The sequence below is a fragment of the Alkalilimnicola ehrlichii genome (assembly GCF_003399765.1).
Lineage (GTDB): Bacteria > Pseudomonadota > Gammaproteobacteria > Nitrococcales > AK92 > AK92.
In genome coordinates this window covers 69,131-92,576 of sequence record NZ_NFZV01000020.1, presented here as the reverse complement: position 1 = coordinate 92,576, position 23,446 = coordinate 69,131, and the positions used below count along the sequence as shown (strand labels likewise).

Below are 23,446 nucleotides of genomic sequence, written 5' to 3'. Positions count from 1 at the left end.
CTTGCTGTTCGGCTTGCTGTTCGGCTTGCTGTTCGGCTTGCTGTTCGGCTTGCTGTTCGGCTTGCTGTTCGGCTTGCTGTTCGGCTTGCTGTTCGGCTTGCTGTTCGGCCGCGGTTGCCTCAGCCTCGACTTCCTCTTCAACGGGTGCGCGGACGATTTCGTACTCGTAAACCGCCAGCGAACCCAGGTAATCGAGATCCTGCTCGGGCCTGGCGTAACGAGCCGGCATGAGGACGGCCAGTCGAGCCAGGCTGTCCTCGATCCATTGGTTGAAGATCCCGCGCGACATCAGCTCCAGGTTCTTGATGTGAACGTCGATCGCCTGCTCTTCGAACGAGAAAGCCTGGTCTTCCAGCATCAGCTCGTATTCCTCCAGCGCCAGCGGGCTGAGGTTATCGGGCCGCTCGGAGGCCATCAGCGCCTCGCCGAAGTGGCCGTAGATCTCGGCGATGTAGTAGGTCGCGGCGGCGGTCGACTCGCTGATCTGGTACTCGGTTAAAGCGCCGAAGGCATCCAGGGCGGTCTGCATCGCCGCGCGCTTGCGCTGCAAGTTGCGCTCGAAGGGCTGGGTCAGCGGGATCTCGATCAGCTCGGCGTAGAGTCGCTCGGCCAAAACGAGCGCGGAGGTGGCCGCAAGGTAGCGGCTCCGGTCGGTACGCTCGGCCCCCGCCCGCGCATCGGCGGCGACGATCCGCTCCAGCTGCGCGTGGTAATTGTCCATATCGCCCAGCGTCCGATAGACGGCGGCCAAGCTATGACGCGCTTCCACGGCCGGTTCCAACGGGCTGGGGAAATGTTGCAGATAGCGCCGATAGACCTGAACCGCCCGCCCCGGCAAATCGCCCTGCTCGTACAGATCGGCGGCGATCAGCAGCGCACCGCGCCGTACTTCTTCATCCTCGGCTTCCGATTCGATGCGCTCGTACTCGGCAGCGGCCAGGGCGAGCTCGCCGGACTCTTTATAAACGTACGCAATACGCTTAGTCGCCTCGGCTTGCAGCTCGTGGTCGGGGAAGCTGGTGCGGAAAGCGCGCAGCACCTCGGCCGCGCGGTCCCAAGCCTCGATGCTAATCAGCGCCACGGCGCCGTCGAATTCGGCGGTGGGCAGAATGCTCGAACTCGGCGCCCGCTCGGCGATACGCAAGAAGTGATGAGCGGCGGTCTCGTGGTCGTCCTCGGCGACGGCACGCTCGCCTTGCATGTAGATAGCGGCGGCTAAGTTCTCGTAGAGCTCGTCGCGCGCTTCGTCCTCGGGCTCTGTACGCTCCAGAACCTGGGCATAACCCTCTTCGGCGTCCGGGAACAGTTCCAGGTCGAACGACCCGTGGGCAACCACCGTCCAAGCGGCTCTCAGAATCGCCGTCTCCGCCTGCGGATACTCGGCAATGACGCGACGCCCCGTTGCCACTGCCTGCTCGTAATCCCGCAACTCATAAAGATCGGCTGCCGCCCCGGCAAGAACCGCAGCCGCCTGTTCATGCTCTGGGAAGCTGTCGCCGAAGCGCAGCGAAGCACGAACGACATCGCGTCTGGCCGTCTCCCGCTCCTCCGTCTCGCTTGCGTTCAGATGTCGGCGATACCCGTAAACCGCAGCGTGACCGGCTGCGGCCGCCTGCTCGTGCGGCGGATAATCGTATGCGGTGCGCTCGTACTCCCGCGCCGCCTCGGCGTAATTCTCGTTCTCCAGCAACAGATCGGCTAGCTGATAGTTAATCGGCGGCGAGTCGGGATCCTGCGGAAACGAATCCAGATACTCACGGTACCAGACCAGCGCTTCGGCGAAATTCGCCTCTTTGTCGTCTTCCAGCTGCTCGTTTTGGTACAGCGAGTGATAATGGGTGGCCAGCTCCTGCAAGGTCTGCTTCAGGTAGCCCAGCACCTGCGGATACGACTCCGCTTCAAAGTGCTGCCAGTACGCGGCACTCAGCGCGTATTTGCGGGCAAAGGACTTGTTGGCCTCAAGCACCAACTGAGGGAAACCGCCCTCCTTGTAGATCTCGATCACCCGCATGTCGAAGCGCGGCGAAGCCCGGTGGAACGGGTGCCGACTCACAAACGCGCCGTAGGCCTGAGCCGCATCGTGATAACGGCGCGTACTCAGGTAGTGCTCGCCGAGATGGCTGTAGACGTGCTCCTCGTAAGCCCGCTCGCCAAAGCGGGCAAAGTAATCGTCAACCGACTCCGGGCCGCCCAGGTAGGAAAAGCTAAAGCTGACGACGCGGAAGGTGTCGTCGACACGCTGTTGCTCCAGGTTATCGTCAATGTTCGCGAAGTCCGTTCCGCTCGCCGCCCGGTGGTCAAGCAGCTCGAAGAAGCTATGCAGCCCCTCCTCGTAGAGTTCCTGCTTGTAGAAACTCCAGCCGAGCTTGTACAGCGCCAACTCGTAGAACGACGACTCCGCGCCAATCCGAGTCACCGCCTGGTAGGCCTCTTCCGCGTCCAGGTATTGGCTGCGGGTAAAGAAGTACTCGCCGCGCCGGAACTGCACCTCGTCGATATTGAACGATTGCGGGTGACTGATCACCATGCGATTCATCACTTGCATGGCCGCATCGATCTCGCCGAGCTCTTCGTAGGCCCGCGCTTTCTGGTACAACACCTGATCGTTGCGCTCGTAGCCCGGATAATCGGTCAGCAATTTCTTGTAGAGTTCGATGGCTTCCAGGGCGCTGGCCCGCTGCTCGGCCTCCAGCTCGGCCGGTGTCGGGGCGTAGGCGTGCTCGACAGCCGTGGCGCGCGCCTCGAACTCGTCGGCCGATTCCGGCTCCCGTTGCGCGGCGGGTTCAGAGGCGGCCGTGGCGGCTACCGCCTCCGCCTGCGGCCGGCTGGCCGCGGGGCGAGCAGCCGCAGAGCCGCCAAGCAGACCGTACTCCCGCTCCACCTTCAGATCGGCGAGGCGACGGATCGCCTCTGGCGTCATGGCCGACTGGGGCGTGGCCTCCAGAAACTGCCGATAACTGTCGATGGCCTTATCCAGTCCGCCCTCGATCCACACCTCCTCGATCTCGAGCTCCACATGGCGCAGCGACGACAGCGTCTCGCCGTCTTGCCGCGACGCACAGGCCGCCAAGACAAGCGCTAACCCGCATGTAATAACGAGACGGCTGTTCATCGCTCTCCCGCCTCCTCGCCTTGCCTGATCGTCGCCCGGTCATAGCTGTCGGCGAGCGCAAACCGGGCGGTGACCTGGTAATCCTCCAGACGCCGGCGGCGCGACTCCAACTCCTCGATGGCCATGACTTCCAACAACGCACCCTGTTGCTCCATAAGCACGACGATCCGCTCGTTGGCCTCTCGGCTACGAACTCTCAGCCGCTGCAGCGTCTCGTCATAACCTTCATAGCTCTGCGTCGCCGCTTGGCGAGTACGGACAAACGAGCCGTAAGCCTCCTTTAAACGGGCGATTTCCAGGTCCAGGGAGCGCAGGTTAGCGAACGCCTTGGTCAGTCGGGTGTGGTATTCCGTTCGAGCATTCCAACGCACGACCCCCTGCAAGCGGCGGATACGCTCCAGCAGTTCCTGGCTCGCCGGATCGTCATCGTCCAATCGGCCTTCAAGCTCCGCCAAAGTGGCGAGCATCGTCCGCTCCGAAGCAGTGATGAGAAAGTCGTAACGCGGCCTGGTGAGCAAAGCGTGCAGCTGCCGCGCGACATGATCGCGCTGCTCCAGCCGCAAACTTAGGCGAGAGTCGAGGAGACGGAACTGACGATCGATGTTGGGCAATAACGGTTGGTAGTAAGCACGACGCAGCGCGATCAGCTCTTCGAAAGCGGTCAGATAATCGTCCCAGGCGGCGGTCTTGCGGCGTAGCTCTTCCAAATCCAGATAGTTCTTCAGCGACTCTTGGAAGTCATGCGATGCCAGCAGCTCCACCAGGTAATACGTTTCCGGCGTCTCCGGCAGCTCACGCAGCTTGAGTACCCAGTCGCTATCCTGTTTAAGCTCCTCGCGTACCAGCGCTTCTAGGAATTTGCCTTCGCGGATGCTGGCAACCGAAGCATCCAGCCGCGCAATCTCGTTACCGAACTCCTCCAGCGCTTTACCGTAAAGCAGCGCCGCCTTGCCGTGCACCTCAAGTTCGCCGTAAGCAAAAGGCACTGCCAGCAACGCCTCTTGGACTGCACGGTCGGTAACGTTGCGCTCGGCCAGGATCGTCCACGGCACCAGCGCCCGCTCGTAACGCCCGGCCGCGGCATCGGCCCAACCGGCCGCCAGCAGCGCCCGATTGGAAAACGGCCCAGTCAGGCGCACGCGATCGAGCGCCTCCCAGGCCTGATCGAACTGCTCGTCTTCCATCAAGCGGGTACCCAGCACCAGGTTCGAGCGGTCCCGGATTGCCAGTACACCAGGATCGCGACCGCTGACCTGGCCGGCCCGCGCGAGCTGGACCAACGCCTCCGTCGGACGGCCGGCGCCGAATAACGCAATGCCCAGGTTGTAATCGACGAACCCGGCGTAGCTGTTGGAATTCTGTAGCCCGCGCAACACCGCGATGGCTTCGTCGAAGCGCCCGAGCGCCATATAAACCTGCGCACGCAGATAGGCAACGTCGTCGCGAATGGATTCGGGCACGCTGCCGGAAATCCGCTCCAGCGCCTGCAACGCCTCTACCGGCTGCCCCTTCTGGAAGAGAATACGCGCCAGCCGATAGGCCGCCTCGTTGCGCACGGACGGAGTAACATCGCCCTCCAGAACGGCCTCCACGGCACGCCCCGCCCGTTGGTGCATCCGATACCGCAGCTCGAAATCCCCGACCGAGAATTCGGCGTCGCGGATATGGAAATGCAGCGTGTCCAACTGCGGCTCATCGATGCCGTAGTATTGGCCCAGCTCGATATCCAGCCTGGCTATTGCATCGAAATACTCGCCCTGATAGGCGTGATACAGCGCCTCCCCGAAATAGAGATCGCGCAGGTCGGAGCCGGCAGCGCAGACAGCTGTCCAGCCCAGCAGCAAGCAGCTGGATAGCAGCAGACGAAGACGAACCATGACTGCTACCGATCTCTGATGTCGATGCCGGGGTGGCGAGAGCCGGGGCCCGCCAGCCGGATTTCGACCTGCTTGGGACCGATGCCCTTATCGATGCTTGCAGTTCGCGTCAGCCGGTAGTCGGCCCCCGTCTCCGATTTACCGGATACGGTCACCTCCAGCTCACGCTCGCCTTGGCTGATATTACCTGTGTAGATGCGCTGAATGCCGCCCTGAGCTAGGGCCTCCAGCTCCTTGTAGGTGTAGAGATGGCTCGCGACCTCTTTACCGTCGATACGTATGTCGACGGCATCTAGGCGAAACGTTTCGCCCTCCGCGAGAGAAACGAAAAGCGCGACTTGAGTCCCTGACGGATAAAGGAGCTTCTCTTCGAGCCGGCCGAGTTCCGCAGCGATGCTGAGCACTTCGACCTTGATGTCCTGCACCTGCTCGTCCAGACCCTTGATCTCGTCCTGCGAAACCGATCCCGCCAATACGGGGACCGGCAAAAGCCAGAGAATCAAACCAATGATGACAGTCCGTGTAGTAGCCAGCATCCCAAGTGCCCTTGTTATTATTTATGCTTATTATTCAAGTCGTTATTAGTATTCTTTTCATTTGTTGAGTTAGCAGTTGGTTAGATTCTAGAGGGGCCTACAACAAAAATCTACTGTCGTCAAATGGCAACAGCGACGAGCATCTCCATCGCCTGCTACAACCGGAAATCATCCCCACGAAGGCAGTTATTTCTTTATTATTCATACGGATAAATTTGTAAAAACGGCACAATCGCCGTGCCATTTCGAACCCGGTTCGGCAAGACGAACTGGCGGCTTTCTGCAACCGCTTATTGTCGCCCCCCTTTCCGGGACGACTCGCCGGATATACGTCTAGGGGGTATACGACAGGTGTCGATAAATTACCTATCAGCAGCCTAGGCGGTCGTGCCAATAGCGAGGACGAGAATGACGATGTCGCCACCTTGAGACAGAATGAAATCGAACAATAGACACCGCCTTATCGCAGCCGGCGGCTCCGACGAGCGGATAGCTCCGCTCAGCTAAGCGTCCAGGCGATGCTAACGAATCGGCAACGCAGCATCCCTACTTTGTCGGCTCACCCTTGAGGAGTTGTCGAAAGCTCAGACCGAGCATATAATTAGGCGCCATACTATATGGCGGCATCGATTATGAACCTAGAGCAGAAATATTTGGCATTGCTTCAGGAAGCGCAGAGACGACAACTGCCTGATCTGGAAAGCATCCGTTTGTGCTTCCAGACGCTCTCGCTGGCTACGGCTATCGATCGTGACTGCGCCGCATTACTGGCACCTCACGGTCTGTCCGAGGGGCGCTTCGTGCTGTTGTTTCTGCTTGATGCCGCCGGCGAAGGGCTGGCCCCCAATAGGCTGGCTGAGCAGGCAGGCGTCACCCGGGCCACGGTTACCGGGCTGCTCGATGGCTTGGAGCGAGAAGGCTTGATCGAGCGTCAGGGAGACACCCGCGACCGCCGTGCATTGCGCATCCAGTTAACCCACAAAGGCAAGCAAGTCGCCAAGAACGTTTTCCGCCAGCACGGCCGCTGGATTGCCGGCCTGTTCGGGAATCTGTCCGCCGCTGAGCGCCGCCAACTGGGGGCGCTGCTCGACAAGGTGTCCGGGAACCTAGCCACCGCTTCCAGCAGGATGTCCACATGAACGCTCCCAATAAACGCACGAATACACGCAAGGGCGCCACCCGTACCGCCGATATTCCAGCAGACATCCTGGACGCCTTATCGCACGGCAAGATGCAAACGGCCACGCTGACGGAGGGCCTAGCGCTTGATCAGGCCAAACTGCTGCGCGCGGCGTTTCCCGGTTTGTCTCCACGGGCGTTAGCGGCGGCCGACGATGCCTGTCAGCTTGGTATCGTCAAGCGGATGGCGGGCATCGGGGCGGTGCTGCTGGAGGAGCTAGGTACCGAAGGGATCAAGCAATGCAGCGAGCACGATGCGGATACCGTGCGCGGTTGGGCTTGTTTCATGATCGGCACTCAGACGGAACTGGCTTTACCCAGCCGTTTGGAGGCCATTCAACCGTTGGCGGACGACGCCCATTTCGGTGTGCGCGAATGGTCCTGGATGGCGGTGCGGCCTCATCTGGCACGGGAGCTGGATGAGGCAATCGCCTATCTGACCGCATGGGCCGTATCGCCGTCCGAACGCCTGCGCCGCTTCGCCAGCGAGGCATTGCGCCCGCGCGGTGTCTGGTGCGCTCACATCACCCCGCTCAAGCAACAGCCCGAACGGGCTCTGCCGATTCTGTCGTCACTACGGGCTGACCCATCCACCTACGTCCAGGACTCGGTGGCGAATTGGCTCAACGACGCCGGCAAGGATAAGCCCGAATGGGTACGCGGCCTGTGCCAGAAATGGCTGCAAGGCGAGCCATCCGCTGCGACCCGCCGCATCTGCCAGCGTGCCTTGCGCAACCTGAAATAAAGGAGACGTTTGCCGTGTCGCATTACCTGATCGAACTCTATTCTCCCAACGCTGCGTGGACGGCTTTGCCGAACGATCAACGCCAACAATTTCTCGACGGCATACAGACTGCGATGGGTAGTTTGTCCAGCCTTGGCGTTGAAGTTCTGACCCTGAGTAAAACGGATACTGACATCGACAACGCCGCTGCGCATCGCTTCCTGGGGGTCTGGCGCTTCCCGAACATTCAGGCGCGCGACGCACTACTGGCCGGCATCAAGGCTAGCGGCTGGTACGACTACTTCGACCACGTCAATGCCGCCGCCGCTGCGGGTGACTTCGACAGTCACTTGATTGATTTGTCGAAAAGGTAACGCTACACCCGAGCCTCCGTATCAACGGGCATTGAAAGCGGATTTTGCCGCCGTGATCGCATTCATCGATGCGGGAATGCCAGCGTAGACGGCTACCTGAAGGACAATCTCAACGATCTGTTCGCGGGTAACCCCGGTATTCAGTGCTGCACGCATGTGAAATTCAAGCTGGCCTGGAGCCGTGCCCATTGCAGCCAGCATTGCGACGGTCAGCATCTCGCGAGTCGCCAGTGGCAACCCATCTCGGGCTACCACATCGGTAAACGCGAAGCCCAGTAATATCTCGGCTGCGGCCTCGTGGAAATCATCGAGATTACCCGCAACGCGTTCCGGGGCACCGGGTTCGAGGCGTTCGAGTAGCGCCAGGGCCTGCGCGCGGCGATCAGAGGGTGCGACGCTCATGCGTTCACCCCCTTCATGCCTTCAACGGTGTAACGTTCGCCCACCACCGGCAGGCGCTCGGTAGCCGATTCGAGCTGCTGCTGTTCCTCTATGCTCAGCGTAATCTGCGCGGCGGCAGCATTCTCATCAAGGTAGCGCAACTGCTTGGTACCTGGGATGGGCACGATGTTAGGGCCTTTTGACAGCAGCCACGCCAACGAGAGCTGCGCCGGGCTACAGCCCTTCTGCACGGCCATCTCGGCGATCACCTCGGCGATCCGGCGGTTGGTGCCGAGCGCGCCTTCTGCAAAGCGCGGCAGCTTGGTGCGAAGTCACCTTCAGAGAGCTCGGCGGTATCCTGAAATCGGCCGGTCAGGAAGCCGCGGCCGAGCGGAGAATAGGGCACGAAACCAATGCCCAGCTCGTGGCAGGTTGATAGCACATCTCGCTCCACGTCGCGTGTCCAGAGTGAGTATTCGGTCTGCACCGCAGTGATGGGATGTATCGCATGGGCTCGGCGCAGCGTGTCAGCGCTGACTTCGCACAAACCAATGCGGGCGATTTTGCCGGCTTTGATTAGGCTCACAAGCCCATCGATCGTCTCTTCGATAGGTTCATCCGGGTTGATGCGATGGACGTAGTAGAGATCTATCTGCTCCACACCGAGACGGCGCAACGAGGCCTCGCAGGCGCTGCGCGCATAGTTGGCACTGTTATCCAAGCTGCGCCTGTATTCTCCGGGATTGCGCACAATGCCGAATTTGGTCGCGATACGAACTTGCGGTTTATTGCGAGCCAAAAAGCGGCCGATCAGCTCCTCGTTGTGATGCGGCCCGTACATGTCCGCCGTGTCAAAAAAGTCGATACCCAGCTCGACGGCCCGCGCAAGAACTCGCAACGACTCGCTGTCGTCCCGGGGACCGTAGAACTCACTCATCCCCATGCAGCCAAGACCAATAGCAGAAACCGATAAGTCGTTGCCCAGTGTCCGTTTATTCATAGATGCCTCCTTGAATAGCGAAGGCACATTGTGGAAGACTCCACAAATGAAAAACATAGACAAAACCGGCAAAGGGATTTCCATTTTTGAAAAAGAGCCAACGCCTGGGATGGTGTGGGACGACACGCGCGTCTTTCTTGCCGTGGCCCGCCACGGCACCCTGAGCGGCGCGGCGGAGTCGCTTAACCTTGGTGTCGCGACTCTATCGCGGCGAATCGAAAGGCTTGAGGCTGCTCTGCAGCTCCCGCTTTTTGTGCGTCAGCAATCGGGCTATCAACTGACCGAGGACGGTGCCTCACTGATTGAGAAAGCCGAAGCCCTGGAAGTGGCTGCACATGCCTTTGCCTCCGGTGCCGAGCAGTACGCACAGGTGACGGGAAAGGTACGCCTAGCTACAGCCGAAAATCTCGCCACAGGGCTGATTCTTCCGGCATTGCCAGCGTTTCACCGCGAATACCCCGACCTTGCGGTAGAGCTTGTCACCGACATCGCGACCGCGAATTTACACCGTCGCGATGCCGATCTGGCCGTGCGGATGGTCAGACCGGAACGGGGCAATGTCACGCTGCGTCGTTTGGGGACCTTGGGGTACGGGTTATATTGCAGTGAGGCCTATGCGAGACGACGACATGTTGAGCCAGATCTCGGCGACTATGATCGAGACGACTTTATAACCTGGTCGGACATGCAGTCGGACCTGCCCGCCGCACAATGGATGGAACGAGTCTTACACGGCAGAACACCGAGACTGACCACAACATCCCTCGCCACCCAGGTCGCAGCAACTCGAGCAGGGCTCGGGTTGGCGGTGTTACCGCACTTTCTGGCAATGGATTCGGGGTTGATCTGCGTGGCCACCGATCTGGGCATTGACCAGTCGATCTATCTCGTCATCCAATCCGATCTGACGCAATCGCCCCGAGTACGAGTGCTCGCCGATTTTCTGAGTGATCTTGTGATCCGGAATCGCGCCCGCTTGGCTGGCCAAGGTTAGAAACGGTTATTGAAGCAAGGGGCCCCTCTCGAACGGCGAAGCCGGCACCACCGACAGGTACAACATTACCACCACGCAGCGGCCAAATTTTCCGCCATAATCAGCTAGGCCGACGACAACCGCCCAACGCCGTGGCAGTTACGCCACATGGCGGGGCGCAAGCCGCCAGCGTTAACTTGTGGTCTAAAAACATATAAAACATAAGGAAACATATATGCGCAGAATGATGCAAGCGACGGTGATCGCGCTATTGGCTGGTACCGGACTTGGCTGCGGCCCGCAAGAGCGGGATGTAAATCAGGCACATGATGTCGATGCGGAAGGTGCGGCTCAAATATCGCCCGCGATCCCCGATGCGATGACTGACAGCGACGAGGGGGTAGTCTTTAACGGCACCTGCGCGTTCGTCGGGCGGAGCCCCACGGGGAGCACAACGCTCATGTGCCAAGAATTTTTCGATCACGACGAGCAGGAGCTAGCCCTGGCGAAGGCGCTGTGCACACAGGCAGCACAGCAGAGCGAGAATGTAACGACGCACTTTTCCAGCGAGCGCTGCCCCGACCAGCTCGAAGGGCATGCAATGATAGGCTGGTGCACGCCGGTCGGTGGTATAGGCTGGCACAGCGTCAGCATACCCTACTACTACGACGAACCCTGGGCGCAGGTGCACATAGAGGAATGTGAACGTGATCTGGGCACCGAATGGATAACGGTGGGCGGGGAAAGACCGCATTGAGAAGTTGAAAGCATTGCTATCAAGTAAAACCCGACATTAGGCAGAAACTTCGATAAAGGCCGACGATGCTTGCGGCATTGTCATTACCGCAAGCATCGTCAACGGTATCGTCGATACCTCTGACTGTGCGGCCAAAACAGCCTATGCCGGTATCTTCGCCACTCAAGCGTTAAAAAAGCTGGGCATTAGCATTAGAGAAAGAGAAATGGCGCAATGACAGGAACATACGACTGGAATCCAATGCCGCATTTTGTTGACGTACGCTGCCCCTCCTGTAGCGCCAGAGCAACGTTTGAGTTTGCAGAGGTCGTAAAAATCCGTCTCAAGAATGACGTACCCTTCTTCCAAAAAAGCAAGCTATTTGATTATCAGCTGTTTCAGGATTCCTGCGGCCATAGATGGCACGGCGCTATATTTTACGCGGGTTTACATGCCGGCTCGGTCGCGGCCATAAGGAGCTTACCCGAAGGCTATACACCTGAGAACTGGGCACACTCGCGTTATCTTTACCGTAGTCACGGCCTTGATATCGGGTCGGTTAATTGTAGTAGTTGCGGCCTTATCCAGAAGCACGACCTTGACTGGCCCTCGGACGCTTTTTTCTCCATTCAATATAAAGGGCAAGAACTGTGGGCATTCAATCAGGAGTCGGCAAAAGACCTTCGAGATTTTATAGCTGACATTGCGCGGGATATTGATGACTATAAATGGCGCCACTTTCTGTTGCACATTCCCTCAATTTTCAAAAAAAGAGGTGCGAGGGAGCATGTAGTCAAGCACTTGAATAGGCTGCTGGATTACTGAACTCTCTAACAAATTTTTGCTGCGCGGAGGACACCCTTTACTCCCCCCCCCCGCCGCACGACGAAAAAACCTCAAAACTGAGCCCTTCCTCTTCCGCACAGCGGGGGGGGGTAATCGCCGATCAACAAGCAGGCTCGGGAAACCCTGGGCGAATGTCCTTAGAGTGCGCGGCATCAACCCATCGCCCGGCGCTACTCAAGCTCCACCAAGCCGTGCCTTAGCGCGTACTTGAACAGGCCCGCCAGCGAGTTTGCGCCGATTTTGCGATAGATGTTGGCGCGATGGGTTTCCACCGTCCGGGCGCTGATCGAGAGCCGCTCGCCGATCTCGCGGTTGCTCAGCCCGTCTATCAACAGGAGCAGGATGTCGGTTTCGCGCTGAGTCAGCCGCTCGTCCTCCTCGACCAACAGCGCTTCGGCGACACTGGAGCCGAAATAGCTACCGCCGGCGGAGACCTGGCGCAGGGCCGTGATCATCTGCTCGGCAGGTGCGTCCTTGAGCACGTAGCCGTCGGCACCACAGGCGACGGCGCGGCGGATGTACTCTTTGTTATCGTGCATGGTCAGCATCAGGATCTTGAGTTCGGGCTTGATCCGCCGCAGGATCTGGCTCGCCTCCAACCCGCTTAGCCCCGGCATGGAAATATCGGTGACGATCACGTCCGGCAGCAAAGTCTGCGCCTTGTCGATCAACTCCTGACCACAAGCGGCGATACCAACCACTTCGATACCTTCCTGGGCTTCCAGGCGCGCTTGCAGCCCCTCCCGCACCAGCGGGTGATCGTCGGCCAGCAGCACCCGTATGGATTCTCTCATGCTGTCACCTCTTTCGCGTCTATCGGCAGGTGCACGTGAATGGCGGTCCCGCGGCCGATGCGCGAGCTAATCCGCATGCGACCGCCTAGCAGTTCGGCGCGATCTCTCATATTGCGCAGACCAAGCCCGCTGTTTCCGGAAGGCCCGCGCATGGCCGCCTCGACATCGAAGCCACCGCCGTCGTCTTCAATCTCCAGATGCACCGCCCCCAAGCTCTGGCGCAGCCTTACCGCGACTTGGCTGACATCGACACAGTGCTTCTCGATGTTCGCCAGCGCCTCCTGGACGATGCGGTAGAGCGCCGTCTCTAGCGTCGAGGGCCAGCGTCGGTCGGCCAAGCGGCAGTCAAAGCTTACTTGCAGCCCACGGCGCTCGGCCAGGTCAGCGGTGAGCGTGTTGATGCCGGCCTTGAGGCCGAGATCGTCGAGTACGCTAGGCCGCAGGTCGCGCGCCATGCGGCGCAGGTCGGCAATACCGGTTTCGAGGATGCGATCCACCGCCGCCAGTTGCGCCGAGGCCGCCCGATTGTCGTCCTGCTCGACTGCTGCCTCCAGCCGCTCCAGCTTGTAACGGGCCGAAACCAGGAGCTGGTTGATGCCGTCGTGCAGCTCCCGCGAAATCCGGCAGCGCTCCTTCTCCTGGAAGCTCACTGTCTTCTGCGCCATCAGCACCAGGCGCCGGTTCGCCAGCCGACCTTCGCTAATGTTTACGGCCAATCCGGTCACGGCGATGAGCACCAGCGCCAGCATCGTTATCGCGCCTAGCGAGAGGATGGTGTGGCGGGCATTATCCACGACCCGTTGCTCCATACTCGAGACAGCGTATTCGAGATCGTCCAGGTAGACGCCCGTGCCTACCATCCAGCCCCAACGGTCGAGGCCTATGGAGTAGCCGAGCTTAGCGACGGAATCGCCGCCGGATGGTTTGTCCCACCGATACTCGGTGAAGCCACCGCCCTCGCGGGCTCGCTCGATCAGGGCCTGAATTAATAGATTGCCATCCTCGTCGCGGAACTCGTACAGCTGCTGCCCTTCCAGTTCCGGTAACCGCGGATGAACGATGTTGACGCCATCGTAGCCGTAGACAAAGAAGTAGCCGTCCTCGCCGTACTCTATGTTGCGGAGCAGTTCGGCTACCCGCTCCTGCGCGATCGCATCGTCGGCGGCCGCATTCTCATAGAGTTGGCGCACGGCGGTGTAACCAAGCTCCATGTAGTTGCGCAGCTCGGCCTTGCGCGCCTCCAACAATGCGCTATTGAGGATGTCGACCTGGGCACGGCTCAAACGCGTGGTCTGATCCATGCCGATCACGGTCAAAGAGGCGGTCATAACCACCAATGGCAGAAGGGTAAGCAGAGTGAGCTTGACGCGGAAGGAGAGCCCGGTCAGGCCCTCGCTCTCGCGGCTGGCAAACAGCCGCCGGAACCAGGAACGCGGTGGTGCTTGAACTGCGGACGCCATGGCTAAGAGCCTTACTGAAAAATACAGCTCTATTATAGAAGCAACATCGCCCACGCAAACGGGAACCAAGTCCACGGCAGAGGTAATTCGCTACCCAACCCTGCAAACCTTAGGCAGTTAGGCACGGGAGCTTACCCGGCCCCTAAGAATTAGCTAAATAGAACATGCGTCGTCTTCGGTTGGGGCTGAAGCACTGAAGATAATCCGCACATTGCCGCCGCGGGCGGTTTGCCTTTCCTTTGGCACCTTAGGCTATATACCGGCACCGGCGAGTTCGCGTGCTACCGCACGCAGCGACGCAAGGCCTTGGATATCCTCCGGCAGCATGGGCAGGCGTAGCGTCGCAAGGCCCTTGAGCTCCTTATCTATCCGCTCCAGGTAACGCGCCTCCTGCTGGCGGCGCTGCTCAAGAAAGCCGCCCTCCACGCTCGCCGGCAGCACGCGATTGACCACGGCACCAGAGATGGGAACGTGGAACTGCGAGAGCGCCGCTATCGCTCGCGTCGTCTCTAGAATAGGCAGACGTTCGGGTGTGAGCACGAAGAGGAAACCCGTTGTTTCAGCGTCCTTAAGCAAGCGGCGCGCGCGGTGGAACAAACGCCGGCGCGCGAGCAGGGTTTCGGCCACTTGGCGGTTACGCCGGTCCATGCCGGCGAAAGGGTCCTTCTGCGGATCGTCGAACGGCGTCGAGCGTTCGCCGGCGCCCTTGGCCGCCGGCGTCAGATGCTTGAGCACCTTGCCCAGCTCCTCGGAGCGGCGGTTATGCGCCAATAGGCCCTCGGTCCAGGCGGCCATTGCTTCGGGCAGGGTTAGGAGACGCAGCGTGTGGCCTGTAGGTGCCGTATCGAAGATCACCAGATCGTATTGATCGAGGCCATCCAGCATCAGGGCCGCCACGCGCTCCAGCAGCGCCGCCTCGGCCGCTCCGGGCGAGAGGCGTGCAAGCTGCATCTGCCGCTCAAGCTCCTTATGCAGCTCCGGCGAGGCGAACTGTTTCATATTGGCGGTAACGGCGTCGATGTGGCGGCGAGCCTCGGCATCCGGGTCGATTTCCAGTCCCCACAACCCGGCTTCGATGGCCGTCACCGAATCGCCGAGACGGCGGTCGAAAGCATCGCCCAGCGAGTGCGCCGGATCGGTGGATACCACCAAACATCGGCGCCGCGCTCGGCGGCCAGCACGCCTAGGGAGGCGGCAATAGTGGTTTTGCCGACACCGCCCTTGCCGCCAACGAACAGGACTCGGCGTTCGGTCAGTTTATCCAGGGTACTCATGAGAACCTCAGCAGCAGCGGAAATGCTCCAGCGGGGAATGCTCCATACCCATGCGCCGGTGCCAGTCGTGAAAACGCTCAAGCAGTAGCGGTTGCAGCTCCAGCGTGTAATAGGTCGCGGGGTTGGGGACGCCCATCATCTCCGAGAAGACTAGCAACATGAAGAGGTCATCCTCGTCACGGCGAGCGCGGGCGATCGTAGAGCGGTACGGTGCGTAGTAAGCTTCCTCCGCTACACGACTCGCATGACGCAGCCACTCGCGCAGCTTCTTACCCAGTTCGTTGGAATCGGGGGGCACGGCAGCTCTCCTTGGGTGGTGGAAACAAGGCGCCGGCGGCGACGCCGCCGGCGCTCGCTCGTCACTGACCTTCGGCCGGCGCAGCCTCGGTCTCCCGGTTCGCGCGTAGCTGGCGGGCCAATGTGGCAACAGCCTCCAGCAGAACCATAATCGCCGCCGCGAGAACCACCAGGCCCATCACCACCAGCAGCCAGTTGCTCTGGTCGTAGAACCGGCCGATCTGGATCACCAATCCATAGATCGCCATGGTCAGCACGAAGCCTAGCGGTATCAAGGTGTACCACATCGGCGGCCGAGCCGGACCAGCAGCACCGTAACCACCAGCAAGGTGAGGCCGGCCAGAATCTGGTTGGTGGTGCCGAACAGCGGCCAGATCACCAAACCGCCGGCACCGCTCAGACCGCCGGCACCGAACGCCAGGGCGACACAGCAGCCGATGGCGATAAGGGTGGCAGCCGTACCGTTGGTTAGCACCGGGATGCGATAGATCTCGCCCCATTCCTGAATGATGTAGCGCTGCAAACGTACGCCGGTGTCCATGGTAGTGCCGGCGAACAGCACGGCCATTACCGTTAACAGTGTAGCGGCCACCGTTTCGGATATGCCAAGCCCGGCACCGACGATAGCGGCACCGCCAGTTACGAAGGCCTGCACCCCGCCATCGCCGAAGCTGCTATACAGAGCCTGCCACTCGCCCAGGGTAGCAACGCCGGCGGTGGTGGCGAGGATGGCAGCTAGCGCCAACGAGCCCTCCCCGATCGCGCCGAAGTAGCCGACCAGACGAACATCGGTCTCTTTGTTGATCTGCTTAGAGGTCGTACCGGAAGAGACCAAACCATGGAAGCCGGAAATAGCGCCGCAGGCGATGGTGACGAATAACAGCGGAATCAGCGACGGTGTGCCAGCCGGAACGTCGGCGTTGTACATCGGCGCAACGATGGTCGGATTAGACAGCAGCACCGCGCCGTATAGCAAACCCAAACCGATGAACAGCTGGATGCCGTTGATGTAGTCGCGCGGTTGCAGCAGCACCCACACGGGCAATAGCGAGGCGATAGCCGCGTAAAGAAACAGAAGAACGATCCACTGCGCGTTCTGCGGCAGGCCAAGCGTGCTCTCCGGCAGCGATACCGGCACCGAGGGGCCAAGCAGGATCAGCCCATACAGCGCGGCCACGCCCAGGCCGGTGACCACTAGCAGGTTCACGTTGAAACGGTAAATCAACTGGCCGATGATCAGCGCCACCACGATGGCACCCCAAGCAGGCACCACCGCCGAGGGGTTGTCGATCAGCAGGCCCGAGATGACCACCGCGAACACGGCATTCACCATCAACAGCACGAGGAAGATCACGATCATGAACAGTGCCCGGGCGCGGCTACCGACCAACTCGCCGGTGACGGCGCCGATCGATTTGGCCTTGTTGCGGACGCTGGCCCATATCGCGCCGGCATCGTGCACCCCGGCAAAGAAGATGGTGCCGAGTACCACCCACAGGAAGGCAGGCCCCCAGCCCCAAATAACGGCGACGGCCGGACCGACGATGGGCGCAGCGCCCGCCACCGAGGTAAAGTGATGCCCCCACAGGATGTAGCGGTTGGTGGGGACGTAGTCGACGCCGTCCTCGAACTCGTGCGCAGGCGTACGGTAGTTCGGGTCCAGGCGAAATATGCGTTCGGCGATGAATTTGGAATAGAACAGGTAGCCGAGAGCCATGGCCCCCAGCCCTGCCAACATAACGATTATTGCGCTCACGCCTCTCCTCCATCGGGTGCTGATCACCCACCACAAGGGCTTATTATTAGTCGCGCGACTCCGGCAAGCGTCACCGGAGACACACTTACGTTACTGCTTCTGTACAAGATTAGCATCCGGCGTTGGACGGGAAGCGTGATACGGCGAACAACGTAAGACAAATACACGATGTCGCGCCTACGTAATTTTACTTAGACGCAATAGCGGCTCGGGCTGGAAAGGGCCATATCGCCGACAGGGCGTAGACTATGTGCAGGAGGGGGAGATGCTCATCGGCACAAGGACTTTGAACGGTTGGCTATGGTGCGAAAAGTCTAACGGCTCGGCGTCAGGGTGGGTTCCCCTGGAAACCTGAAAGAAGTCCTAGAGTAACTCGGGCCAAGCTAATAAGGCCGACACACCTTGACCTCAACTTATATTTAGGCCTTAGGCTGCTCAAGTGCATGGTAAAAGGTCGACCTGTTGTCCTCCTGCTTGCCGCACCCCTCAGAATCCAGACCTAAACAAGGAGGTCGACCGTGTCAAAGAGAATGGCCATTTACCGGGTTGATAAATTTTCGGTGCCACAGGCGGCGCGAGAAGAGTTTCTGGCAAGAGTCCGCGACACTCACCAAGTGCTCCGGCGTCAGCCCGGTTTTGTTCGAGATACGCTTCTCGAACAGGTCGCCGGCCCCGGCCGATTCAACATCGTCACGATCGCAGAATGGGACAGCCAAGAAGCCATCGATGCCGCACGCACCGCGGTCATGGAGGCTCACGCAGAAAGCGGGTTTAACCCGCAGGAAGCAATGGCTAGACTTGGCGTCGAAGCCGATATTGCAAACTATAGGGCCATTGAGGGCTAAAGGCCTCAAGGAGGCGAAGTTGAGCGATGCATTCCTATCAAAAGTCGAGGCTTTGAATGAGTATTGCTCAATAGAGATCGATACTCAGCTAGAAAGTATTGCCTTGCCTTTCTGGTCGCTTGACGAAATCAAGCAGGGTTTGAAGCGCCGAGAAGAATGGGGCGTGCCTTCTCATTTGATTCCGTTTCAAGGCGATTGGCACGACCTTCTATGCCTTGACCAGGACACGGGGAAAGTCGTCTACCTAAACAACGATCGAGACATCGTGTTTAGCTGGGAAAACACCCAGGAATTTCTAAACGCTCTCTCGAAGGAAGAAGTCGCACGCGATACCACGCGAAAAATAACTAGCGCCTGGATCGACCCGGATTTTTAGCGAAAGCAATTAAACCCAAAAGAAGTAGTAGACATCTGACAAGGCAGAGCAACATAGCCCTCGTCGTTATTTCTTTTGGAAAGCACGTATCCAAATGACGGCCGTCAACGCCGGCACTCCCGGGCTCAACGACGAATGCCGCAGAAATTTCCGGCAGATCTTGTTGCTTTAACAACTATACGGAGAGCCAGCTAGGTTACCTATGCTAACTGACGATCAGATCAGACAATTTATAGACGAGGGCTTCGTTAAGCTGGAGAACGCCTTCTCTCCCGAACTGGCAAAGCAGTGTCGAGACATTCTGTGGGCCGATACCGGCTGCGATCCGGATGATCCGTCAACGTGGAAAGAGTCCGTGGTCTGGCTATGGGATTACGACCAAGAACCTTTCGTAACAGCAGCCAACACACCTACACTGCACGCCGCTTTCGACCAACTGGTAGGCAAAGACCGCTGGGAGCCGCGCTATAGTCTCGGCACCTTTCCCATCCGCTTTCCGGCAAAGGACGACACAGGCGACACCGGTTGGCATGTTGATGCAAGTTTTCCGGGGCCTGATGCAGATCCGAACGATTTCTCCGGTTGGCGAATCAACGTCTATTCGCGTGACCGGGCGTTATTGATGCTGTTTCTGTTTTCCGATGTCGGCCCGCTGGACGCACCCACACGCATCCGGGTTGGGTCTCATCGGGAGGTAGCACGCATCCTTGCGCCCGCGGGAGAAGCAGGCCTTGAATCATTCGACCTCAGCGCCACAGAAGGCTGCGAGGAAGTTTTGGCGACCGGCCGAGCGGGGACGGTATTTCTGTGCCACCCCTTTCTCGTGCATGCGGCCCAAGTGAATCGTGGCACTAGGCCAAGGTTCTTGGCCCAGCCGCCGCTATACCTGTACGAGCCCTTCCAACTCGACGGGAAGGACGAGGGAGCTTATGTCCCCGTTGAGGAAGCAATTCGTCGAGCCTTGGGCAAACCCGAGGTATGACTGTAGCTGTCCCCGCACCCTTCTTTAACGAAAAAACACTATGAATGAACAAAATATCAGAAAAGAGATTCTCGCCCGGATAGAGCAAGCCGAAAAAGAGCATGAAGTAAAAGTGCTCTATGCGATTGAGTCAGGCAGCCGGGCTTGGGGGTTCGCATCGCCAAATAGCGACTATGACGTTCGTTTTATCTACGCACACCCCAAAGATTGGTATGTAGCTGTTGACTTAGAGGAAAAGAGGGATGTCATTGAATACCCTATTGTCGACGAGATTGACATCAATGGGTGGGATATCAGAAAGGCGCTAAGGCTATTCGCCAAGTCTAACCCTGCATTTGTAGAGTGGTTACAGTCGCCCATCGTGTATATCGAGCATGGAGCTTTCGCCCAAAGAGCCCGGCAACTTCTCCAAGAGGTTTATTCCGTAGAAAAAGGAATATACCACTATCGGAGTATGGCAAAAACGAACTATAGAGGCTATCTCCGTGAGAATCTCGTCCCCATAAAGAAGTATTTTTATGTTCTAAGGCCGCTTCTTTCGATCATGTGGCTGGAGAAATATCGAGAACCCGCTCCAATTGAGTTCGACAAGCTAAGAAGACTAGTACACAACAACAAAGTGCTTAACGATAAAATTTCTGAGTTATTGGAAAGGAAGAAAATAAGTTTAGAGAAGGAGCTTGCTCCGCCCATAGCTGAGATCAATCATTTCATTGAAGAAGAGCTTAAACGTTTGGAAGATTTCTCGGAACATCCAGAGAAAGGTGAAAATGTAATGAAGAGCCTCAATCTTTTGTTTCACGAGACCTTGAATTAACAGCTCGCACCACTCGGAGGCAATAAGGCACAACGGAGCCATGGCAAAAGTCGCCGAAACCAGGCTGGCCGAGGGAGCCGCATGTGTAGGGCCCTGATGTTGGCGCCTACTCATCTATGGGAGGGACAGATATCGTCGTTTTGGAGTAGTGGCCGACCGTCGCCCTTGGCAAGAGCCGCAACAATGCGACAGACTCCAACCGCCTAGCTGCACGCCTTGCTCAGATTGATTATGCACAGGCTGGCACATAACAACAGACTCATACGTCTGTCGCGAAACCCGCTGGAGGCTACTGTGATCGCCAATATCGTCGTCCCCGTCGACGGCTCCGAACACGCGCTGCGTGCCCTGGACCATGCGTCTTACCTGGCGAAGCTGGCCGACGCCAAGATACACCTGCTGCACATCACGCCACCGGACCCGCAACAACTGTTGGAAACCACGGGCTATTCGAACACTGCCCGCCGCGAAGCGGAAGCATCCGCCGCCTCGCTCAAGCAGGCCCAAGAGGAAGACGCGCGGGATATAATCGCTACCGCCAGAGACAAGCTGCCGACAGATGTCGCCATCAAAGAGCGCGTTATTCCGGGCGAGCCCGCCGATACCATCGTCGACTATGTCAGCGATCTAAAAGATCCTCTCATCGTCATGGGAAGCCGTGGCCTCTCCGCGCCACGGGATTGGCTACTGGGCGGAGTCAGCAGGACGGTACTAGACCTCGCAGAATGCCCGGTAACGCTCGTCCACTAGCGTTTGGCTCGGCACGGCGTACCTTACGCAGTGCCGACTCAGCCATTTAGCGATGCTCCCCACCACTCGCCAAGCCGCTTGACTCTCTTGTACAACGGCTGAGCAGCCTTCAAAGGCAAAACGCCCTACCCCACCCAGGCAGCTTCAACTGAGCATCCCGTCAACTCGTAGTGCACCGGCTCGCGGGACGTTCTTTGCATCGCACAAGGCCGGCCTTTGAAGCCGTTAGCCGTCACGTTCCAAGCCCTTCCAGCTGGCTGCCCTCGGATTCCGGAATACAGAAATGCAATAGATTAACTATCCCTTAGACACAGATATACTATGTTGCACCGCACAATTTCGAGGTTTAACCTCTTGTCACAAGGGAACAAGTTATAGCCAACCATGCAGAGGCAACAAGGAAGTTGGGTATGGAAATCTTTCTGTCACTTGCCGTATTCGCAGGCCTGACTCTAGGCCTCTACCTGCTCAACCGCTGGGACGCGAAAAATCTCGCCATTATAGCGGCTATCCACCAAAACCCACGTGTTGCCGGCGAACTGCCTTGCGCCCACAAAGCGCGAGCCGCGCGTAGTTTTGGCAAAAGCAGATTCTAAAAAGGCTTTTTGCGCAAAGGATGCGTCAACCAGATTAGCGATCACAACCGTAGCTATCAGCCATAAAAAGGGGAAATAACGATGACTAAATTATTCAGCAGGGTTTTATTAGCGCTCGTACTATTTGCTTTCGCAGGCACAAGCTTAGCGGCAGACGAAGTCTCCATGCTCCGCGCTCAGAGCATTGTCAGCTCCAAGTATGGCATGTCGGCTCAAAACGCTGTCTTCGACGTTTTGGTTAAAGACCTCGCCTCGGACAAGACGGTAACCATCGTTATCGGCACGGAGGATGACAACTGGCTAGAGCTGCCCGCTACCTATAAACACTCGACCGAGGATGGCCGCGAGTTCTGGCGCGCCCGCTACAGCGGCGACAGCTGGTGGGGGCAGGGGCCGATCAGCGACCTGACCTGGGCGGTTAAATATGAAGTCGACGGCCAAGTTTACTGGGACAACAACAATGGCCAAAATTACTTCATCGCCGCTAACTCGGGCTCTCAACTGTTCGGCGTCAATCTCGCTAACGCCACCCATACCGCCCAGGTAAACCTGTCTCAAGGGCAAAACCTGCACGGCCGTGTCACGCTCAACAATCTAGGCCCAGACAAACAGGTGCAAGTGGTATACAGCACCGACGGTTGGGCGACGACTCAGACTGCGGATGCACGTTTTGGCGGCCCCTGGTTTTGGTTCTCCAGCTACAGCAGCGCCTCCAACCCGAATCCGTACGGCTTTGAAGAGTGGGTTTACGAACTCAAACTCGATGGCGCCACCACCGTTGAGTACGCCATCTCCTACACCGTTAACGATCAGACCTACTGGGACAACAACTTCGGTCGCAACTACGTGGAGACGATCAATTACTTCAGCCCCTAATCGCATCGCCAACACACCGAAGCGACCACGAGATACAAAAAGCCGGTCTTTGACCGGCTTTTTTCTGTTTAAAACTGACCTCAAGGGTGCCTACTAGCTCGCCCCGACAGCCAGCCAAAACAAGGATCGCCCGGTTCAAGGATGTGGACACCTTCCGTATTCAACCCAACGCCGCCAGCGCTTCGCCCACCAGTTGTTGCCACTCGTTACCGTCCAGCCGCTGATGGCCGGCATTACCTGTAAAGGCACTGGAGATCGCCACATCCGGCGACAGGGTCTGCAACAACCGCAGACTGCTCCGCAACTGAGAGCGGTTACTGTAGCCGTCAATCATACCGGCCCGCCATACCCCGCGCTTGGCCCGGTACAGGGTGTCCCCCGTGAATAGGTAGCGCAGCCCATCCTGGCCAGTCACCAGAAAGCAGGTGCTGCCAGGCGTGTGGCCGGGAGTGGGAATAACCTCGACGCCGTCGAACAGCGGACCGGGCTCCCTGAACAGTAGGTCCGGTTCGCAAAATTCTGCTGCAACCTCTCGTTCGTCCTCGTGGATGCCTAGCTTTGCCCCAAACCGCTCTCGAATGCTGCGGAGCGAGCCGCCCACCTCATCCTGATGGCTTAATAGCTGCCAGGCGATCCCGCCCAGTTCCTCGATGACCGGCCAAGAGCTGGCTCGGCTGGTGTTGTAGAACAGGATATTCCCGTGCGGACGAAGCAGCAGATAAGCGTGGGTGGTAAGGCCGGGGGCAGGTCGTTCCACCTCGGTTTCCCATAGATCGGGCAGTAATTGTTGCATGATGCGAGCTCCTATTTGCCAATGTTTTGCTATGGCCACCGAGGAGCGTACAACCTCAAGTTAATTTGAGGTCAAGGCCGGACAGGGCATGA

Annotated in this window: 25 protein-coding genes and 1 pseudogene; 13 read left to right on the top strand and 13 right to left on the bottom strand. The window is 58.7% G+C overall.

Going from position 1 to position 23,446, the window contains the following annotated elements; translation table 11 throughout:
* From CAI21_RS16935 to CAI21_RS16925, 3 genes are all read right to left on the bottom strand, one after another.
* Positions 1–3,112 (bottom strand): tetratricopeptide repeat protein (locus CAI21_RS16935; RefSeq protein WP_116303370.1); only part of this gene is annotated, 3,112 nt, incomplete at its 3' end.
* Entirely contained in the window at positions 3,109–4,989 is a 1,881-nt protein-coding gene (locus tag CAI21_RS16930; protein ID WP_116303369.1) for a tetratricopeptide repeat protein, read from the bottom strand. The genes CAI21_RS16930 and CAI21_RS16935, both read right to left, overlap by 4 nt.
* 5 nt (positions 4,990–4,994) lie before the next feature.
* Positions 4,995–5,525 carry a hypothetical protein gene (locus tag CAI21_RS16925; RefSeq protein WP_116303368.1) on the bottom strand — a complete coding sequence of 177 codons (531 nt, stop codon included), beginning with the start codon at positions 5,523–5,525 and terminating at the stop codon, positions 4,995–4,997.
* Between the two features lie 617 nt (positions 5,526–6,142).
* Between CAI21_RS16925 and CAI21_RS16920 the strand changes: the two genes are divergently transcribed.
* The 3 genes from CAI21_RS16920 to CAI21_RS16910 are packed head-to-tail and all read left to right on the top strand — an operon-like array spanning position 6,143 to position 7,802.
* Complete coding sequence (locus CAI21_RS16920) at positions 6,143–6,664, top strand: MarR family winged helix-turn-helix transcriptional regulator (RefSeq protein WP_220348635.1); 522 nt, start codon at positions 6,143–6,145, stop codon at positions 6,662–6,664.
* Positions 6,661–7,449, top strand: a complete 789-nt coding sequence (locus CAI21_RS16915) for a DNA alkylation repair protein (protein ID WP_116303367.1) — start codon at positions 6,661–6,663, stop codon at positions 7,447–7,449. Before CAI21_RS16920 ends, CAI21_RS16915 begins: the two co-directional genes overlap by 4 nt.
* A 14-nt stretch (positions 7,450–7,463) precedes the next feature.
* A complete protein-coding gene (locus CAI21_RS16910; RefSeq protein ID WP_116303366.1) occupies positions 7,464–7,802 on the top strand; it encodes a DUF6616 family protein in 339 nt (112 codons plus the stop codon).
* Positions 7,803–7,823: 21 nt separating this feature from the next.
* On the opposite strand, the gene CAI21_RS16905 is transcribed toward CAI21_RS16910, so the two are convergent.
* The 3 genes from CAI21_RS16905 to CAI21_RS16900 are packed head-to-tail and all read right to left on the bottom strand — an operon-like array spanning position 7,824 to position 9,183.
* Entirely contained in the window at positions 7,824–8,204 is a 381-nt protein-coding gene (locus tag CAI21_RS16905) for a carboxymuconolactone decarboxylase family protein (protein ID WP_116303365.1), read from the bottom strand.
* Positions 8,201–8,452, bottom strand: coding sequence for an aldo/keto reductase (locus tag CAI21_RS24140; RefSeq protein WP_220348632.1), 252 nt, complete (start codon positions 8,450–8,452; stop codon positions 8,201–8,203). Before CAI21_RS24140 ends, CAI21_RS16905 begins: the two co-directional genes overlap by 4 nt.
* Positions 8,449–9,183: an aldo/keto reductase gene (locus CAI21_RS16900; protein WP_220348630.1), complete on the bottom strand. Its 735-nt coding sequence runs from the start codon at positions 9,181–9,183 to the stop codon at positions 8,449–8,451. The genes CAI21_RS24140 and CAI21_RS16900 overlap by 4 nt, the downstream gene beginning before the upstream one ends.
* 46 nt (positions 9,184–9,229) lie before the next feature.
* Here CAI21_RS16900 and CAI21_RS16895 point away from each other — a divergent pair, with 46 nt between their 5' ends.
* The 3 genes from CAI21_RS16895 (at position 9,230) to CAI21_RS16885 (ending at position 11,717) form a co-directional block, all read left to right on the top strand.
* Positions 9,230–10,177 carry a LysR family transcriptional regulator gene (locus CAI21_RS16895; RefSeq protein WP_116303364.1) on the top strand — a complete coding sequence of 316 codons (948 nt, stop codon included), beginning with the start codon at positions 9,230–9,232 and terminating at the stop codon, positions 10,175–10,177.
* A 214-nt stretch (positions 10,178–10,391) separates the two neighbouring features.
* Positions 10,392–10,913: a hypothetical protein gene (locus tag CAI21_RS16890; RefSeq protein ID WP_116303363.1), complete on the top strand. Its 522-nt coding sequence runs from the start codon at positions 10,392–10,394 to the stop codon at positions 10,911–10,913.
* Positions 10,914–11,126: 213 nt separating this feature from the next.
* Positions 11,127–11,717 (top strand): hypothetical protein, encoded by a 591-nt coding sequence (locus CAI21_RS16885; protein WP_116303362.1) that lies wholly within the window; start codon positions 11,127–11,129, stop codon positions 11,715–11,717.
* A gap of 191 nt (positions 11,718–11,908) precedes the next feature.
* On the opposite strand, the gene CAI21_RS16880 is transcribed toward CAI21_RS16885, so the two are convergent.
* The 6 genes and pseudogenes from CAI21_RS16880 to CAI21_RS16860 form a co-directional block, all read right to left on the bottom strand.
* The gene (locus tag CAI21_RS16880; RefSeq protein ID WP_220348627.1) at positions 11,909–12,532 is read right to left on the bottom strand and encodes a response regulator transcription factor; all 624 of its coding nucleotides are present in this window, start codon (positions 12,530–12,532) and stop codon (positions 11,909–11,911) included.
* The gene (locus CAI21_RS16875) at positions 12,529–13,992 is read right to left on the bottom strand and encodes a cache domain-containing protein (protein ID WP_116303361.1); all 1,464 of its coding nucleotides are present in this window, start codon (positions 13,990–13,992) and stop codon (positions 12,529–12,531) included. Before CAI21_RS16875 ends, CAI21_RS16880 begins: the two co-directional genes overlap by 4 nt.
* Positions 13,993–14,244: 252 nt before the next feature.
* Positions 14,245–15,266 (bottom strand): annotated as a pseudogene (locus tag CAI21_RS16870) (ArsA family ATPase).
* A 7-nt stretch (positions 15,267–15,273) separates the two neighbouring features.
* The gene (locus tag CAI21_RS16865; RefSeq protein WP_258868256.1) at positions 15,274–15,564 is read right to left on the bottom strand and encodes a cory-CC-star protein; all 291 of its coding nucleotides are present in this window, start codon (positions 15,562–15,564) and stop codon (positions 15,274–15,276) included.
* 61 nt (positions 15,565–15,625) lie between these two features.
* Complete coding sequence (locus CAI21_RS25150; RefSeq protein ID WP_258868255.1) at positions 15,626–15,850, bottom strand: hypothetical protein; 225 nt, start codon at positions 15,848–15,850, stop codon at positions 15,626–15,628.
* Positions 15,835–17,319 (bottom strand): carbon starvation CstA family protein, encoded by a 1,485-nt coding sequence (locus tag CAI21_RS16860; RefSeq protein ID WP_258868254.1) that lies wholly within the window; start codon positions 17,317–17,319, stop codon positions 15,835–15,837. The genes CAI21_RS25150 and CAI21_RS16860 overlap by 16 nt, the downstream gene beginning before the upstream one ends.
* A 518-nt stretch (positions 17,320–17,837) precedes the next feature.
* On the opposite strand from CAI21_RS16860, the gene CAI21_RS16855 reads away from it, so the two are divergent.
* The 7 genes from CAI21_RS16855 to CAI21_RS16825 all read left to right on the top strand — a co-directional run bounded on the left by CAI21_RS16855 (position 17,838) and on the right by CAI21_RS16825 (position 22,561).
* Entirely contained in the window at positions 17,838–18,164 is a 327-nt protein-coding gene (locus CAI21_RS16855; RefSeq protein ID WP_220348625.1) for an antibiotic biosynthesis monooxygenase family protein, read from the top strand.
* A 19-nt stretch (positions 18,165–18,183) separates the two neighbouring features.
* On the top strand, positions 18,184–18,540 hold the full coding sequence (locus CAI21_RS16850) for an SMI1/KNR4 family protein (RefSeq protein ID WP_116303359.1): 357 nt from the start codon (positions 18,184–18,186) through the stop codon (positions 18,538–18,540).
* 202 nt (positions 18,541–18,742) lie between these two features.
* Positions 18,743–19,522: a phytanoyl-CoA dioxygenase family protein gene (locus tag CAI21_RS16845; RefSeq protein ID WP_116303358.1), complete on the top strand. Its 780-nt coding sequence runs from the start codon at positions 18,743–18,745 to the stop codon at positions 19,520–19,522.
* Between the two features lie 40 nt (positions 19,523–19,562).
* Complete coding sequence (locus tag CAI21_RS16840) at positions 19,563–20,339, top strand: nucleotidyltransferase domain-containing protein (protein WP_116303357.1); 777 nt, start codon at positions 19,563–19,565, stop codon at positions 20,337–20,339.
* Between the two features lie 294 nt (positions 20,340–20,633).
* Positions 20,634–21,089 (top strand): universal stress protein, encoded by a 456-nt coding sequence (locus CAI21_RS16835; RefSeq protein WP_181919488.1) that lies wholly within the window; start codon positions 20,634–20,636, stop codon positions 21,087–21,089.
* Positions 21,090–21,499: 410 nt separating this feature from the next.
* On the top strand, positions 21,500–21,685 hold the full coding sequence (locus CAI21_RS22935; protein WP_147305151.1) for a hypothetical protein: 186 nt from the start codon (positions 21,500–21,502) through the stop codon (positions 21,683–21,685).
* 81 nt (positions 21,686–21,766) lie between these two features.
* The gene (locus tag CAI21_RS16825; RefSeq protein WP_116303354.1) at positions 21,767–22,561 is read left to right on the top strand and encodes a carbohydrate-binding protein; all 795 of its coding nucleotides are present in this window, start codon (positions 21,767–21,769) and stop codon (positions 22,559–22,561) included.
* A 160-nt stretch (positions 22,562–22,721) separates the two neighbouring features.
* On the opposite strand, the gene CAI21_RS16820 is transcribed toward CAI21_RS16825, so the two are convergent.
* A complete protein-coding gene (locus tag CAI21_RS16820) occupies positions 22,722–23,354 on the bottom strand; it encodes an MBL fold metallo-hydrolase (RefSeq protein ID WP_116303353.1) in 633 nt (210 codons plus the stop codon).
* Between the last annotated feature and the right edge of the window lie 92 nt (positions 23,355–23,446).

Bases quoted from the DNA above. Each gene is read 5' to 3' on its own strand.
- CAI21_RS16930 (WP_116303369.1), bottom strand. From the start codon at position 4,989: ATGGTTCGTCTTCGTCTGCTGCTATCCAGCTGCTTGCTGCTGGGCTGG.
- CAI21_RS16925 (WP_116303368.1), bottom strand. From the start codon at position 5,525: ATGCTGGCTACTACACGGACTGTCATCATTGGTTTGATTCTCTGGCTT.
- CAI21_RS16920 (WP_220348635.1), top strand. From the start codon at position 6,143: ATGGCGGCATCGATTATGAACCTAGAGCAGAAATATTTGGCATTGCTT.
- CAI21_RS16915 (WP_116303367.1), top strand. From the start codon at position 6,661: ATGAACGCTCCCAATAAACGCACGAATACACGCAAGGGCGCCACCCGT.
- CAI21_RS16905 (WP_116303365.1), bottom strand. From the start codon at position 8,204: ATGAGCGTCGCACCCTCTGATCGCCGCGCGCAGGCCCTGGCGCTACTC.
- CAI21_RS16900 (WP_220348630.1), bottom strand. From the start codon at position 9,183: ATGAATAAACGGACACTGGGCAACGACTTATCGGTTTCTGCTATTGGT.
- CAI21_RS16895 (WP_116303364.1), top strand. From the start codon at position 9,230: ATGAAAAACATAGACAAAACCGGCAAAGGGATTTCCATTTTTGAAAAA.
- CAI21_RS16890 (WP_116303363.1), top strand. From the start codon at position 10,392: ATGCGCAGAATGATGCAAGCGACGGTGATCGCGCTATTGGCTGGTACC.
- CAI21_RS16885 (WP_116303362.1), top strand. From the start codon at position 11,127: ATGACAGGAACATACGACTGGAATCCAATGCCGCATTTTGTTGACGTA.
- CAI21_RS16880 (WP_220348627.1), bottom strand. From the start codon at position 12,532: ATGAGAGAATCCATACGGGTGCTGCTGGCCGACGATCACCCGCTGGTG.
- CAI21_RS16875 (WP_116303361.1), bottom strand. From the start codon at position 13,992: ATGGCGTCCGCAGTTCAAGCACCACCGCGTTCCTGGTTCCGGCGGCTG.
- CAI21_RS25150 (WP_258868255.1), bottom strand. From the start codon at position 15,850: ATGTGGTACACCTTGATACCGCTAGGCTTCGTGCTGACCATGGCGATC.
- CAI21_RS16845 (WP_116303358.1), top strand. From the start codon at position 18,743: ATGCTAACTGACGATCAGATCAGACAATTTATAGACGAGGGCTTCGTT.
- CAI21_RS16840 (WP_116303357.1), top strand. From the start codon at position 19,563: ATGAATGAACAAAATATCAGAAAAGAGATTCTCGCCCGGATAGAGCAA.
- CAI21_RS22935 (WP_147305151.1), top strand. From the start codon at position 21,500: ATGGAAATCTTTCTGTCACTTGCCGTATTCGCAGGCCTGACTCTAGGC.
- CAI21_RS16825 (WP_116303354.1), top strand. From the start codon at position 21,767: ATGACTAAATTATTCAGCAGGGTTTTATTAGCGCTCGTACTATTTGCT.
- CAI21_RS16820 (WP_116303353.1), bottom strand. From the start codon at position 23,354: ATGCAACAATTACTGCCCGATCTATGGGAAACCGAGGTGGAACGACCT.